Below are 14,191 nucleotides of genomic sequence, written 5' to 3' on the forward strand. Positions count from 1 at the left end.
GCAATCCTCCCTGCCCGCCTGGAGCTTATTCTGCCGCGACCAGAGTTTCCAGATCGAGCATGTGGCCGGCGCGCAAGGTCTTGGTGCGCAGATAGTTTTCGTTTTCCGCCGTGACCCGACCGGTGACCGACGCCCGTGCCTCGACTTCGATGCCGCCCAGCTTGAGGCCGGCGATCTTGGTCGGGTTGTTGGTGTAGACCGCCACCTTCGCGATCTCGAGATGCCGGAGCATGGCAACGGCTGCTTCATAACGGCGATGATCTTCGGCGAGCCCGAGCTCGGCATCCGCATCGATCGTGTCGAGGCCGAGATGCTGATAGCCATAAGCACGCATCTTGGCGCCGATGCCCGTGCCGCGCCCTTCCTGGTCGAGATAGAGCAGCACGCCGCCGCCCGCCTGCTTGAGCAGGGCAAGACCATTGCGCAGCTGGTCACCGCAATCGCATTTCAGGGAGCCGCAGAGGTCTCCGGTAAGGCAGGACGAGTGAATGCGGATCGGCACGGTCTTCGTGACATCCGGCTTACCGACGATGATGGCGACCTGATCCTTCTGAGCCAGGCCACCGCGGAAGACGACGAAGTCGGCATCACCAAGATCCTTCAACGGAACGCGGGTGCGAACGACTTGGTCGAAGCGCTGGCGGGCGGCATCAGCGCCTTTCAAACGGCTGGAGGCGATCTCGCAGCAACCGCCGAACCGATCTGTCATGGTCGTGACATCCGCCAGCACCATGGCCGGCAGCAACAGCGCCAGGCGGGCCAGTTCTGTCGTCTGTGTCGCCAGTGCATCCGCCGGCTGCCACAATGCAGGCTTTTCCGCACCAAGTGTGTAAGCAAGCCGTGAGGCATCATCGAAAGACAGACCGGCCAGCGGCGTGATCACGTCCTGTTCGGCTCGGATCCCCAAACGACCGGCCCGCGGCGCGGTCAACAGGAGGCTGTGCCGGTTCTCGGTGACGGCTGCGAATTGATCGAAAAGCGAGGGCGCTACACAGTCGAGCGCCAGGACAGCAAGCTTTCGTTCTCCCTCCGTTACGATCACGGGTCGACCATAGCGCAGCTCGGCTACGGCGCGTTCTACTTCGATCTCGGCGGTCGAGAATTGGAAAGCGGACTGGCTGGACTTGGACATGAGGCGTACTCTCCCTATCAGTGGCAACCATTACGCCGAAGTTTCAGCGATGGTTTGCGCATCCGCCATAAATTTATTTTGATGGCGGCTAAGGAACAAAATGTCTTCTTCGGCAATACGTTCCATTGGTGTGCATATTTAGGGTGGGGGACGTGCAGTTTGAAGCTCGAGGTGAATGAACAATCCGTATCTGCCGGAAAGACGGCGGCTGCGCTGTGGTTCGAGGCAAAAGAAATCTGCCGGCTCCGGCACGAGCCGCTTGGCATGCCTGCTGAAAACGAAGTGCTCGTGCGCACACTCTACAGCGGGATCAGCCGCGGGACAGAGTCCCTGATCTTTCAGGGTGCGGTTCCTCAAAGCGAATTTGAACGCATGCGCGGACCGCATATGGAAGGCGAGTTCCCCTTTCCGGTCAAATATGGCTACGCGGCCGTCGGTGAAATCGTCGATGGTCCCCGTGACCTCATCGGACGCAATGTCTTTGCCCTTCATCCTCATCAGGATCAATTCATCCTCCCGTCAGACCAAGTAACCCTGTTACCGGAGACGCTGCCGCCGCGACGGGCGGTGCTTGCCGCCAATATGGAAACAGCGCTCAACATTATCTGGGATGCAGGCGTGCAGCCGGGCGACCGCGTCGCCGTCTTCGGCGCCGGCGTTGTCGGGACGCTCGTCGCCTATCTCGCTTCCCGGATCGCCGGCACGGAAACTGTCCTGATCGACAAGGATCCGTCGCGCCGTAAACTGGCTTCCGATCTGGACCTCACGTTTGCCGAGCCCGACATGATCGACGGGGAATTCGACATCTTGATCAACGCCAGCGCAGCCGCGGCCGCGCTCGAAAACGCCATCGCCCATGCGGGCTTTGAAGCGAGAATTGTCGAAGCCAGCTGGTATGGCGACCGCATGGTCAGCATTCCCCTGGGCGGTGCGTTTCATTCTCGACGCCTGTCCCTCGTCAGTTCGCAAGTCGGCGGAATTCCTTCGTCACGCCGGGCTCGCTGGACCTATCGCCGGCGAATGAGCAAGGCGCTGGAACTGCTCCTGGATCCGCGTCTCGAGCGCCTTATCTCCGGTGAGACCGCTTTTTCTGAACTGCCAGACGCCTACGCTCGTATCCTCTCCACACAGGACACCCTGTGCCATCGCATCCGCTACTGACGAAAGAGATCTCATGTTCGCTGTTGAAGTCCGAGACCATATCATGATCGCCCACAGCCTGCCGCGTCCGGTCTTCGGGCCTGCACAGGGGATGCATGGCGCAACCTTTGTCGTCGATGCGGCCTTTTTCACCAAGGACGTGGACGAGGATGGCCTCGCCGTCGATATCGGTGCTGCGACAACCGTTCTGTCCGAGGTCTTGAAGCCGCTGAACTACCAGAACCTGGACGAACTTGCTGTCTTCAAAGGTAAGATCAGCACGACGGAAGTCATTGCAAAACACATCTTCGACCAGCTGGCACAGGCCGTGTCCGACAAGCGTCTCGGCCCCGGCAGCAATCGGATCTGCCGCCTGAAGGTCATGCTGCACGAATCCCATGCGGCCCGTGGCTGGTACGAGGCCGATCTTTGAACCCTTCCCTCGTGTTCGCCTATCCGGGCGACCTGTCTCTGAAGACCGGCGGCTATGGCTATGACCGCCGAGTTATCGATGGACTTCGCGAATGCGGCTGGCAGATCAGGCTTCTGCCGCTTGGCGACGGGTTTCCGGTTCCCACCGCAGACACGCTGGACCGGGCGGAAGCAGCCCTGTCGACACTGCCGGACGGGACGCTCGTTATGATCGACGGGCTCGCCTTCGGCGTCCTCGACGCCTGGGCAAGAGACCATGTCGAACGGCTTCGGATCATTGCTCTTGTTCATCATCCGCTCGCCCTCGAAACGGGGCTGTCGGATGAAGAGCAGCAGCGCTTCCGACAGAGCGAACAGAGGGCGCTTGCGACAGCCCGACATGTGATCGTGACCTCGCCGATGACGGCACGTGAACTTGCATCCAATTATGGCGTTTCGTCCGCCCGCATTACGGTCGCCCTGCCCGGGATCGACAAGAGCGAAGCAAGGCGCGTCGTCAATGCGGTCCCGCAGATCATCTCGGTCGGCACACTCACCCGCCGCAAGGGTCATGACGTGCTGCTGAGGGCTCTCAAATCGGTCGAGGATCTCGACTGGCAGGCCGTCATCATTGGCAGCAAGAGCCTCGATCCTTCGACGAGCGAAGCGGTGGCGCGACAGGTCGAAGCGCTGGGCCTGGAAGCGCGCGTTCAGTTGCTCGGCGAGGTCGACGACCCGCAGGTGAACTTCGCCTCGGCGGACATCTTTGCGCTTGCCAGCCGATACGAAGGCTATGGGATGGTGTTTGCCGAAGCTCTGTCTCACGGGCTTCCGATCGTGGCGTGCCATGCCGGAGCCGTTCCAGACGTCGTTCCTTCCGATGCGGGGATACTGGTGCCGGTCGATGACGCACCGGCTTTCGGAGAGGCGCTCCGTCGTCTGCTGCAAAGCCCGCAGGAGCGCGAGACGCGGTCTGCCGCGGCCCTTCAAGCCGGCAGCCTCCTGCCGACATGGGCTGACACGGCAGCAATCATCTCCAACACACTGGATGGTATTTCATGAGCGGCTTCAACAAGGACTGGCTGGCACTGCGCGAACCTGTCGACATGAGAGCGCGGGGGAAGTCGCTGGTCGAGCAATTGTCGCAGCATCTTGGCGGTATCGAACGCCCCTACATACTCGACATCGGCTGCGGCACCGGCTCGACCTGGCGGAGCCTGGCTCATTGCTTCCCGGCCCATGCGAAATGGCAGTTGCTCGACTACGACCCGCTGCTGCTGGCGGAGGCCGAGCGCCGCATCGGGGATCAACAGGACGTTTCGTTTCGCCAGTTCGATCTGAACGAGATCGACACGCTGCCGCTTACCGAAGTGAGCGTGGTCACGGCATCGGCTCTCTTCGATCTCTGCTCGGCAGATTTCTGCGATCACTTTGCCAAAACCCTCGCTGTGAGCAAAACGGGGCTCTATGCCGCGCTGAACTATGACGGCGTCATGGAATGGTCCGTTGCTCATCCGCTTGATGAACAGGTCGCCAAAGACTTCAATCAGCACCAGCATTTCGACAAGGGCTTTGGGCCGGCACTCGGCCCAGACGCGACCGCGCATCTGAAGCAAGCTTTCGAGCGTTTGGGCTATGCGGTCTCGGTTGCCACCAGCCCTTGGGTGATGGGCCCTGATGACGGTGACTTGCACGCCGCTTTTCTCGAGGGGCTCGAACAGCCGCTTTCGGAGATCGGTACTCTGACTGACGTCCAAATCAGGAACTGGCTGGATTTCAGGCTCGCGAAGATCGCAGAGACCGGCAGCTCATGCGTGGTCGGCCACTCGGATATCCTCGCGCTCGCCCGACATTGAAACGGCTGGGTTTTTCAGATCACAATCGAACAGGATGTCGCTGCCCAAGGTATAGACCTTGGCGGCTGGCCGGTGAGCGCTTGAAAGCTTGTCGATCGGCGGCAGCGCAATGCCGGCAGGTCCCGAGCCAATGATCAGCGGGGCAATCGCGACGTGCAGGCGATCGACGAGATCGGCTTCGATGAAGCGGGCAATCGTGCGTGCGCCTCCCTCGACGAGAATGCGACGCAAGCCGCGGTCCGCGAGTGCATCCAGGATGTCCTGAGGATCAAGGCCACCCTCGCCCCTGCGAACTCTGATGACGTCGGCTCCATGGGATTTGACCGGTGCATCATGCCCCTGCACGAGAATGACTGGTGCGCCGCCGTCGCGAAACAGGCGTTCCTCGCCGGTCAGTTCCGCGCGACAATCAATCACGACGCGGACGGGATTGGGGCCCTTCACTGCCCTGACGGAAAGTCTCGGGTCGTCGCATTTGACGGTGCCGACACCGACGACCACTGCTTCCACGAGCGCGCGACAGCGATGAAGATGGGCGATGCCGTCGCTTCCGGAAATGTCGCGTGCGTCACCTGATGGCGTGGCCACGCGGCCATCGAGCGACTGGCCGACCTGCGCCAGAACAAAGCCGCGCTCTGCGGCGGCAATCGGTGCGTACAGGGCCATGACGGGATCGCCTTCGTCTGCACCGGTCTGGCTTGCGCTGCCGCGCATGGCAAGAAGGCGCGCCCAAAGCTGGTCCGTCATTTCGATCTTACGCATCGAGGTCCTGTCCCGGAGAGTTTTACAAAATGCGATAAAGCGTACCGTCGCGGCGGATCACGTGATGGAAGACCACCGCCGAAATATGCAACGCAAAGAGAGCCAAAATGATCCACGCGCTCCAGGCATGGATTGCCGAAAGGGTGGACGCTATTTCCGGTGACTTGCCGATCGGGCTCCAGACGGTGAACAGACCAAACCATTTGAGCGGAAAGCCATGGGCATTGGTTGCCAGAAACCCGGAAACCGGCATGACGATCAGGAAGACATAGAGAAGCCCGTGCACCGCATGGGCGGCAGCCTTCTCCAATCGCGGCGCCTCGACCAGAGGTGCTCCGCTTGTCAGCCTTGTGCCGATCCGCACCAGCATCAGCCACAAAACCAGGAAGCCCAGGCTTTCATGGATCAGATAGAAGTCGAGTTTCACGTCGTCCTTCACGAACCCAATCATCTGGCCAAGTGGCCAAGTCATGAGGACAAGGACTGCAATCAGCCAATGGAGGATGCGCAGCGTGCCTGCATAGCGTTCGCCCGCCACCATCGATTGTGCGCCGTTCATTACACTTTGCTCCGATCCCAGACCATTCGTGCGCCAGACCTCCTCGCCTGCCGCCCATCAGTCATCCGCCATCAGGATGTGACGGTTTGACAACAATGTAAACGGAAGATCGGGGCTCGCAGATCATGTCACGCTGTGGTGATCAGAGCGTCGGAGGCGCCTTCTGGAAGAAAACATAGGAGCCTTTGGCGACCTTGAAGATATCGCAGTTGCGCCGAACCTTGCGATCGCCCTCCAGACGGAAGACACCGAGCGAGCCTGAAAAGCCATCCGGCGACATGAGCCGCTCGGGCCCGAAGGCCAGCTCCCGGAAACGGCCAGCGAGGCCGATGGCCATCGCCATGGCGTCGAAGCCATAGCCGGCCTGGGCAGAGGCCGGCATTCCATAACTCGCCATGTATCGGCTACCGATCCTTGCCTGGACGTTCTGGTCGTAGCGACAGACGATGCTGCCGGTCAGCTTGGGCTCATTGAGATCCTGCGCCGTCAGAACGGCACTCGCAACGATCCTGCGGCCCGGCCGCGGCGGCTTGGCGGCATCCGCCTTCTTCAACACCTCGCCCGGCGACTTGATGCCTGGCATCAGAACCACCATGTCGGCCTTGCTCCACGAATTAAGAGCCTTAGCAGGCAGCGTGCCGCCGCTCAGTTCGATAATCGGCTCAACCTTGCCGCCAAAGGCCTTGATCTGGCTGGCGATCCGATCGGCCTGAGCTTTTTCCGCCGGAGAGGAGGCGAGGATCACCGCATGGGTCGCCCCTTCGGCCATTGCGAAGGACGCGCTTTCTATCAGGCTGTCGGCAGGGCTGGATACGAAGGGATAGACATTTTCAGGCAGGACCGCCTCGTTTGTCTGGAATGCAAGCATGGGGACCTGAAGTCCGCCCAGGCCACGCTGGATCGCTTCAAACTCCGCACCACGTGCGGTAGTGACGATGAAGGATACCTGCTGGCGCGCCAGGGTCCTTGCCGCGGCCTCGATCGCCTCCGGCTTTTCCGTCGTCTCAAGCATGGTGAGCTTCACGACGTCGGAACCGAGCATGTTGACGGCCAGAGCGGCGCCATCCCGGTATTCGCTATCGGCCTGGCGGCCCGGTTGATCCGCACGACGGACACCGAGATAGGCGACCTTCACCGAACCGGATCCCAGGGTCTGGTTGTAGAGACCCGTATCGTTGGCGGGGTTGACGGCCGCAGAGGCTCCGCCTTCACCAGCGTTCGGCTTGAAGTCATCGGTCTGACAAGAGGAGAGAGCGGCAAGCAGCAGAGCCGAAGCTCCGGCGCGCAGGAAGCTCCGCGTAAAGTGTTTTATTCCGACCATGATGGCGCCAAGTCTCGTTCCTGATCCGTTGGCGAACGTTAAGCATTGGCACTCGGCGAAGCAAGAGCGAAGGTGTTCCATATCTGGGCAGACTGCAGCAAAGGCAACAGCTGGGCTCGACTGGCAATACAGGAGAACGACTTAGATTCCAGACGCCTTCAACGCCTGGATTTCCTGCCTTCTGGCCACCTTGGTTAACAAGACCTGACAATTATCCACCGGATTTTACTTTAATATAGCGATGCATATTCAAAGTATAGAAGCCATCTATACGAACCGATAATTCAAGCATTGCCGCTATTCTTCAAGCAACAATTGGAGAATAGCGATGCTCAAGAACAACAAGAAAATTGTCGCAGTCTCGGCCCTCGTAGCGGCTACCCTAGTTTCATCGGGTTCGATGGCGGCTCCCATGCTGCCACATACGATGACTTCTTACTCAAACGTCGCCCAGACGCTCGTGCTTGGAATGAGCCCCCTTGCAGGCTCGCTCGGCACAAATCTCTTCGGCAAGATCGAGCAGCGCTGGTCCCAGACCACGGAACTCTTTGCCCAGTCGATCGCCACACAGGTCGTCGCGTTCGCTCCGCTGCGTACGGACCTCTCGACCGGCACCGTCGCGACAGCGCCAAAAGAAATAGCACCCAACCGGCGCAAGACACCAACCGATGATGTCTTCAACTCTGTGGCCATTCCCTTCAAGAAACTCGGCGCACTGAAGAAGGCGGCACCGACCTTTGCTGAGATCGCCAAGGGTACCGCGCTTAAGTGCGGCGGCGCCAATTGTTTCGACATGGATGCTGTGGTCCACCGGACATCGGCCGGCGGCGGCATGTCTTCGCTCCGCGACAAGCTCAACCTCGTCAATCACGAGGTGAACCGCCGCATCAAGTACCGCAAGGATATCGACAGTCACGGTCGGGTGGATCAGTGGTCCTCCCCGTCCCAGACCCTCGCTTCCGGCTACGGCGACTGCGAAGACTATGCCCTCTTGAAAATGGCGGTCCTCGAAGCACAAGGCTTTTCACTGCAGGACATGACCGTCGTCATCCTCTACGACAAAAAGCGGCACTTCTATCATGCCGTTCTGTCGGTCGAGATCCAGGGAACGCACTACATCCTGGACAACATGCGGGATCAGGTTCTGGCGGACAGCCGCCTGCCCGATTACCAGCCGCTATTTTCCATTTCCAATGGCCGCGGCTTTCTGCACGGTACCCGCACAAAGGGTAAGACCATGGCCATGAAGAGCTTCGACAGCATCGCACCGGGCGAAGGCGGGGAACTCTGAGCGGATCTTCCGCTCCAGCCGTGGAGTTCGACCTCAGCCTCGGACGACGTAGCCGATGACCATCTGCTTCTGATGGTTTGGGGCCATGGCAAGGTTCATCTGGCCGGTCAGCTGCTTTCCGGCGCAGGTGGCGGTGAAACCCGTCGTGATCATCTTGCCCTTGGATGAAAGGCTCTGCAGCGCTTCATCGACCTGCGTGTCGAGAACAAAGCGGAAGCCCGCCGACAGCTGGGCGATATTGCCCAGCACAAGCTTCTGCTTCAGCATGGTCATGAAGGGTTCGTTGAAAAACTGGATCTTCTTGTCACGTGTAAGCACGATGGCGGGCGTCGGGCAGGCCTGGATCAGCGCATTCAGATTTTCAACCGAATAAACGTTTTCCATCAGCGACAGCCGACGCCACATCCAGCGAAATGCAACCACGCGCAGCATGGATGCCAGATTGCCATTCTCGCCCATCTGGCCGGCAGCCTGCTCCACCACATCGCCCAGAGATTGCCGCGAACCGTTCAGCAACCACGCAAGACCGTCCCAGTACACGCTTTCCAGCCTGATACCCCGGCGTGCTCCACCCTTGCCGATGATCGCGCGGAATTTCGGTTCCGCGTCATTTTCCTCGACATGCCGCATCGCGGCCGGGTTCAATTCGGCCGGTTCTGAGTAGGCGGCTTGCCGATCGGGAAGGGCCATGGCTCACCGCTCGGTCAGGGCGACGGATTGCGCCTTGTTGATCGGCTTCATGAGATAGCTCAGGATGGTCTTGCGACCGGTCATGATTTCCGCCGAGGCAACCATGCCCGGAATGATGGGATAGCTCTTGCCACCGCGCATCAACTCGGACTGGTCCGTTTTTACCTGGACCAGATAGAAGGTCTCGCCCTTGTCCTTATCGACAATACTGTCGGCGGAGATATTGGTCACCACGCCTTCCAGGCCGCCGAAGATCGAGAAGTCGTAAGCCGTGACTTTCACGATCGCCTTCTGGCCGCGCGTTACGAATGCGACGTCACGCGGCGAAATCTTGGCTTCGATCAGAAGCGTGTCTGCGGTGGGGACAATGCCGGCGACCACGGTGCCGGGGTCGACATAGGCGCCGATCGTATTGACTTCGAGCGTGTTGACGATGCCATCCACCGGGGAGCGGATATCGGTGCGGCTGACACGATCGGTAGCGCCGCGGATCGTTTCGTCGATGACCGAGAGTTCAGCGAGGGTCTGTGCCTTTTCCGTCAAGGCCTGCTGACGCAACTGAAGCGCCAGTTCCTCAACCTGAAGACGCGCTTCTTCTACTGCGCCGCGGAGCCGCTCGAGGCTCTCCTGATAGACTGTGATCTGGCCGCGCTGATCTGTCAGTTCGCGCTCAAGGGCGATCAGCTCGGTCTGTGCCACAAGACCTTTCTTCGCCAGCGGGCTCATCAGATCGTATTGCCGGGTCGCCTGGGTGATGTTCTGCTCGAGGCGCACGATATTGGCCTGCGCCTCGCTCAGTTCGTTCTCGCGCTGACGCACGCGCTCCCGAAGCACGCCCGCCTTGTTGATGTAGGATGCCTTGTTGGCAGCGAAGAGCCGCTCCTCATTTGCACAAACCTGGCTGGCGACCGATAGAACGTCGTCCGGGCAGACGAAAGCGACGTCGTAGGATCCTGCCTCCTCCAGCGCCAGACGCGCAATCTTGGCGCCAAGGGCCCGCGCCCTTGCAACGGACTCGCCGAGCGACGATTCCGTCGTCGTGTTGTTGAGCTGGACGATCAGTTCACCCTTGCGCACGACCTGGCCGACCTGAACGGCGATGGTTTCGACCACGCCTGCTTCGGAGGACTGCACGATCTGTGTCTTGGAGACGGGAATGACCTTCCCTTCCCCTCTCGCGATCTCGTCGATCTCGGCGATTGCAGCCCATGCCAGAAAAAGCACGATAAGGGACGCCACGAGGAACACTATCATGCGGGCCATGAACGGAGGCGTGTCGGCAACCGGACGGCTCATGGCTTCACGCCCTTCTTCTGCATGGCTTCGATAACCTGATGCTTCGGCCCGTCGGCCACCACACGGCCCTTGTCGAGGACGATCAGACGGTCGACGAGATCGAGCATGGTGAAGCGATGGGTGGCAATCAGAAGCGTGGTGTTCTTGTCGAAGGCGCTCGACAACCGGTTGATCAGATGTCGCTCGCTTGCCAGATCCATCGCCCCCGATGGCTCATCGAGGAAAACGATCTTCGGCTTGGTTAGCAGGAGACGTGCAATCGTCATGGCCTGTTTCTGGCCGCTCGACAGGTTGGAACCGCGCTCGCCGACCGGCATGTCGAAGCCACGGGGATGGCGCGAGACGAACTCTTCAACGCCCGTCATGCGGGCCACTTCGAGTAGTTCCTCGTCGGTGGCGTCCGCGCGACCGATCAGGAGGTTCTCCTTGACCGTTCCGGAGAAGAGATCCGAAGATTGACCCGCGACAGCAACGGCCGAACGCACTTCCGACATGTGATATTGGCGAATATCGACGCCATCGATCAGCACGCGCCCGTCCGTCGGGACGAAGAGGCCATCGAGCAGACGGCCAAGCGTCGTCTTGCCGGAACCGATCCGGCCAATGATGCCGACCTTTTCCCCCGGCGCGACTGTCAGGGACAGCTTGCTGATGACCGGATTGTCCGAGCCCGGATACTGAAAGTTCACGTCCTGGAAACTGAAACCGCCATGCTTGATCTCGCGGTTGACGAAACCGACCGTCGACGGCCGATCCTCGGGCTGCTCCATCACCTGATCGAGAATTCTGAGCGACAGCGTCGCCTGACGGAAACGCGCGAGCGTCATGGCGATCTGGCCGAGCGGCGCGCCGGCACGGCTGGCAAGCATCACGGTGGCGATGATCGCGCCCATGGCGAGACGCCCTTCCGAGAACTCGTAAGTGCCGGCAATCACGATCAGCACGCCGACAATCTGCTGGATCAGTGCCGTCAGGTTGATGGCATTGGTCGAGATATGCTTGATCTCTTCGCTCGTCCGGCTCGAATGCTTCATCAATTCCTGCCAGCGACGCAGCATGGTCGCTTCGGCGCGCAGGCTTTTCAGCGTTTCGATGGTGGAGATCGTTTCCACCAGAAGCGCCTGGCGTTTCGATGCCTCGTTCGAGGCCGCCGCCATCCGGTGGCCAATCTGGGCCTGGGCGCGAAGACCGATCGCGATGGAGAGGATCAGCGCAACGGCCGGAATGATCGCAAGCCAGCCGGAGATCAGATAGATGACGATCAGGAAGATGAAGACGAAGGCCGTATCGATCATCAGACCGATCGTGTTCGAGGTGAAGAACTCACGCACAAACTCGTATTGCATGACGCGATTGGCATATTCGCCCGTCGACAACGGACGCGAGGCAAGCGTCGTGTTGAGCACCTTGTCGAAGATCATCTGCGACAGACGAAGGTCGGCGTTGCGGCCGGCATGGTCGATCAGCGACGCGCGCGCTTCCTTGAGCAAATAGTCAAAGAGATAGGCGAGCATGATGCCAGCCGCGAGCACCCACAAGGTCGGGATTGCCTTGTTGGGCAACACACGGTCGTAGACGTTCATCGTGAAAAGCGGCGAGGCAAGTGCGATCAGGTTGATGAACAGCGCCGCAAGGATGACCCGCAGATAGGTGCGCCAGTAAGGCATCAGCGCCCGCACAAGCCAATGGCGCTTCTCGATCTCGTCCGCGCTACCGATATGCGCGTTTTCACTGTCGTTCCGATAGAAGAGCGTGAAGGCGAACAGGAATTCCGGGCCGAGCGCCATAAGCTCCTGGTGCGTCAACCGCACCGAAGCGTTGCCTTCGCGGATGTCGAGCGTGTAGACGCCGTCTTCGCTGACCTCGAGCAAGGGTAGCGTTCCGCCATCCTTGAGGACGACGATGGCTGGACAATCAAAATCGTTTTCGCGGATCGCACGTTCGCCAATCCGCATGACCTGCAAGCCAATGCGCTCGGCGACATGTTCCACATCGTCGAGTTCGAGAGATTCAACGATTTCGTCCGGCAGACCTGAGAAAAGTACGGTATCGGAGCTGGGCCGACCGTAAAATGTGGCGACAGCCTTGAATGACGCACGAAAGCTCATGCGGGCACGAGGGCCCGCCGGTTCGATCAACGAATTTAACATGTCATCCTATCGGATGGGCGTTTACTGGAGCGGCGCCAGGAGGTCCATCGGAATTCCCGCCTTTTGCCGCGGATCCCGCTCGACATAGGCCCCATTCGGGGTCGTCTTCACGGAGAATTCGTTGCGCGCGTAAGCGTCGGTCTGACCGACTGCCTTTACATTCATGGTCTTCAGCAGAGAGCCCGAAGCCGCCAGGATCTTGTACTCCGCGAACAGGGCTGCAACGCGGGCCGTTTCGGCGACGATGCTGGTGTTGAAGCGGGTGTTCTGCGCGTCGAGAACGTCCAGAAGCGAGCGCTGGCCGATCTTGAACTGCTCGCCATAGGACGAAACGAGCTGGGCATTCTGCGAGGACTGCGAGTTCAGGATCTGGGAGAGCTCGCCGCGGCTGCGGCGCTCATTCCAGGCCGAACGCACGGACTCTTCGATCTCACGATGAACCTGATCGGATGCGTAACGCTGTTCGCTGGCGCGACGGATCTGCTCCTGCTCGCGGGCCTGGTCGATACCACCGCGATAGAGGTTCCAACGGGCGACCAGGCGCACCTGAACGTCGTTGGTGTTGCCCTGGCTGGTGCCGACGTCATTGCCGACGCTGGCACGACCTTCGAGATCGACGGTCGGGGCGTAGTTGGAGCGGGCAGCACGCACTGCCGCGTCAGCGGCATCGATGTCGGCGCGGGCCGAATAGATGCGCGGATTGTTGGATTTTGCGGTTGCGATGGCATCGTCGAGCGTGCGCGGAAGCAGCTTGGCAACCGAGGCCGGCACCTTTGCATTGGTGATCGGCTCGCCGACCGTCTTCAGGAAGCGGATCTTGGTGAGCTCCAGCTCCTCCTGAGCTTCGCGCAGGCGAGCCTTGGCGGCGGCGAGACGCTCGCGCCCCTGAACGGCGTCGACTTCGGTCAGCGCACCACCGGAGATACCCTGGTTGATATCAGAGAGAATGCCGTTGTGGAACGAGACGTTCTGCTGCGCCACACCAACGATCTTGGCCTGCAAGATGTATTCGAGATAGTCCTGAACGACCTGCAGGGCGATCGTCTCCGAACGCTCCAGAACACGGAAGGACGCACCGTCGACACGCGAGGCCTGCTGATCGACCTGAGCCCGGCGGCCGCCGCCATCCAGGAGCCGCTGGGTGACCGTCAGACCGACCTCGGAGGAGTTAAAATCCTCGTAGTCCCGGCTCAGGTTTCCCGTGCTCGCGTTCGAGAGCCGGCGCTTTCCCACGCTCGCCTCCAGATCGATCGACGGGAGGTAGAGACCTCGCGCCTGGCGCAGTTCGAACTCGACCGCCTCGCGATTCTGGACCGCTTGCGAAATCTGCGGATTGGTCGTCAGCGCCTTTTGGATGGCCTCCTGCAGCGACATGGCGCTCGCTGGGGCAACAGACGCGATTGCAAAGGCTGCCGAGGTGTACAAGGCTGCGAATAAAGTCTTTTTGGTAAACAAAGGTCTGCCCCTACCCAATTCTTGCTTGGAGGCCGTTATATACCGGGGCACTGGTCGCTGGGAAGTCCAATCGGCATGTCCAAAAGATGCACCCAATTTTGATCTGTTAGAACGAAAATCGAGTTTTT

General features: G+C 60.2%; 13 protein-coding genes. 5 read left to right on the top strand and 8 right to left on the bottom strand.

Annotated elements, in window-relative coordinates; all coding sequences use genetic code 11:
• Positions 1–25 precede the first annotated feature (25 nt).
• Positions 26–1,132 (bottom strand): GTP cyclohydrolase II RibA, encoded by a 1,107-nt coding sequence (ribA, locus tag SJY08_RS15560; RefSeq protein ID WP_377276746.1) that lies wholly within the window; start codon positions 1,130–1,132, stop codon positions 26–28.
• Between ribA and SJY08_RS15565 the strand changes: the two genes are divergently transcribed.
• Genes SJY08_RS15565 through SJY08_RS15580 form a run of 4 tightly spaced genes read left to right on the top strand, consistent with a single transcriptional unit; the run spans position 1,103 to position 4,539 of the window.
• On the top strand, positions 1,103–2,293 hold the full coding sequence (locus tag SJY08_RS15565; protein ID WP_377276748.1) for a zinc-binding alcohol dehydrogenase: 1,191 nt from the start codon (positions 1,103–1,105) through the stop codon (positions 2,291–2,293). The two genes, ribA and SJY08_RS15565, sit on opposite strands and share 30 nt — an antisense overlap.
• A 13-nt stretch (positions 2,294–2,306) precedes the next feature.
• A complete protein-coding gene (locus tag SJY08_RS15570; RefSeq protein WP_377276750.1) occupies positions 2,307–2,705 on the top strand; it encodes a 6-pyruvoyl tetrahydropterin synthase family protein in 399 nt (132 codons plus the stop codon).
• Positions 2,702–3,745, top strand: coding sequence for a glycosyltransferase family 4 protein (locus SJY08_RS15575; protein WP_377276752.1), 1,044 nt, complete (start codon positions 2,702–2,704; stop codon positions 3,743–3,745). Before SJY08_RS15570 ends, SJY08_RS15575 begins: the two co-directional genes overlap by 4 nt.
• Entirely contained in the window at positions 3,742–4,539 is a 798-nt protein-coding gene (locus SJY08_RS15580; RefSeq protein WP_377276754.1) for a class I SAM-dependent methyltransferase, read from the top strand. Before SJY08_RS15575 ends, SJY08_RS15580 begins: the two co-directional genes overlap by 4 nt.
• On the opposite strand, the gene SJY08_RS15585 is transcribed toward SJY08_RS15580, so the two are convergent.
• The 3 genes from SJY08_RS15585 to SJY08_RS15595 all read right to left on the bottom strand — a co-directional run bounded on the left by SJY08_RS15585 (position 4,492) and on the right by SJY08_RS15595 (position 7,181).
• Complete coding sequence (locus tag SJY08_RS15585; protein WP_377276756.1) at positions 4,492–5,301, bottom strand: RibD family protein; 810 nt, start codon at positions 5,299–5,301, stop codon at positions 4,492–4,494. The genes SJY08_RS15580 and SJY08_RS15585 overlap by 48 nt on opposite strands.
• A gap of 22 nt (positions 5,302–5,323) precedes the next feature.
• Positions 5,324–5,860 carry a cytochrome b gene (locus SJY08_RS15590; RefSeq protein WP_377276758.1) on the bottom strand — a complete coding sequence of 179 codons (537 nt, stop codon included), beginning with the start codon at positions 5,858–5,860 and terminating at the stop codon, positions 5,324–5,326.
• Positions 5,861–6,002: 142 nt separating this feature from the next.
• Positions 6,003–7,181 carry a hypothetical protein gene (locus SJY08_RS15595; protein WP_377276760.1) on the bottom strand — a complete coding sequence of 393 codons (1,179 nt, stop codon included), beginning with the start codon at positions 7,179–7,181 and terminating at the stop codon, positions 6,003–6,005.
• A gap of 328 nt (positions 7,182–7,509) precedes the next feature.
• On the opposite strand from SJY08_RS15595, the gene SJY08_RS15600 reads away from it, so the two are divergent.
• On the top strand, positions 7,510–8,472 hold the full coding sequence (locus SJY08_RS15600) for a transglutaminase-like cysteine peptidase (protein ID WP_377276762.1): 963 nt from the start codon (positions 7,510–7,512) through the stop codon (positions 8,470–8,472).
• A 33-nt stretch (positions 8,473–8,505) separates the two neighbouring features.
• Here the strand turns inward: SJY08_RS15600 and SJY08_RS15605 are convergent, their stop codons facing one another.
• Genes SJY08_RS15605 through SJY08_RS15620 form a run of 4 tightly spaced genes read right to left on the bottom strand, consistent with a single transcriptional unit; the run spans position 8,506 to position 13,982 of the window.
• Positions 8,506–9,162, bottom strand: coding sequence for a ribbon-helix-helix domain-containing protein (locus SJY08_RS15605; protein WP_246727472.1), 657 nt, complete (start codon positions 9,160–9,162; stop codon positions 8,506–8,508).
• A gap of 3 nt (positions 9,163–9,165) precedes the next feature.
• A complete protein-coding gene (locus tag SJY08_RS15610; protein WP_054150915.1) occupies positions 9,166–10,458 on the bottom strand; it encodes an HlyD family type I secretion periplasmic adaptor subunit in 1,293 nt (430 codons plus the stop codon).
• Positions 10,455–12,608, bottom strand: a complete 2,154-nt coding sequence (locus SJY08_RS15615; protein WP_377276765.1) for a type I secretion system permease/ATPase — start codon at positions 12,606–12,608, stop codon at positions 10,455–10,457. The genes SJY08_RS15610 and SJY08_RS15615 overlap by 4 nt, the downstream gene beginning before the upstream one ends.
• A 21-nt stretch (positions 12,609–12,629) precedes the next feature.
• Positions 12,630–13,982: a TolC family outer membrane protein gene (locus SJY08_RS15620; protein ID WP_377276767.1), complete on the bottom strand. Its 1,353-nt coding sequence runs from the start codon at positions 13,980–13,982 to the stop codon at positions 12,630–12,632.
• Positions 13,983–14,191: the final 209 nt, after the last annotated feature.

The sequence above is a fragment of the Rhizobium sp. R86522 genome (assembly GCF_042466255.1).
Classification (GTDB): domain Bacteria; phylum Pseudomonadota; class Alphaproteobacteria; order Rhizobiales; family Rhizobiaceae; genus Allorhizobium.

Coding starts and splice junctions, on each gene's coding strand:
- ribA (WP_377276746.1), bottom strand. CDS start 1,132: ATGTCCAAGTCCAGCCAGTCCGCTTTCCAATTCTCGACCGCCGAGATC.
- SJY08_RS15570 (WP_377276750.1), top strand. CDS start 2,307: ATGTTCGCTGTTGAAGTCCGAGACCATATCATGATCGCCCACAGCCTG.
- SJY08_RS15580 (WP_377276754.1), top strand. CDS start 3,742: ATGAGCGGCTTCAACAAGGACTGGCTGGCACTGCGCGAACCTGTCGAC.
- SJY08_RS15585 (WP_377276756.1), bottom strand. CDS start 5,301: ATGCGTAAGATCGAAATGACGGACCAGCTTTGGGCGCGCCTTCTTGCC.
- SJY08_RS15590 (WP_377276758.1), bottom strand. CDS start 5,860: ATGAACGGCGCACAATCGATGGTGGCGGGCGAACGCTATGCAGGCACG.
- SJY08_RS15595 (WP_377276760.1), bottom strand. CDS start 7,181: ATGGTCGGAATAAAACACTTTACGCGGAGCTTCCTGCGCGCCGGAGCT.
- SJY08_RS15600 (WP_377276762.1), top strand. CDS start 7,510: ATGCTCAAGAACAACAAGAAAATTGTCGCAGTCTCGGCCCTCGTAGCG.
- SJY08_RS15605 (WP_246727472.1), bottom strand. CDS start 9,162: ATGGCCCTTCCCGATCGGCAAGCCGCCTACTCAGAACCGGCCGAATTG.
- SJY08_RS15610 (WP_054150915.1), bottom strand. CDS start 10,458: ATGAGCCGTCCGGTTGCCGACACGCCTCCGTTCATGGCCCGCATGATA.
- SJY08_RS15615 (WP_377276765.1), bottom strand. CDS start 12,608: ATGTTAAATTCGTTGATCGAACCGGCGGGCCCTCGTGCCCGCATGAGC.
- SJY08_RS15620 (WP_377276767.1), bottom strand. CDS start 13,982: ATGTCGCTGCAGGAGGCCATCCAAAAGGCGCTGACGACCAATCCGCAG.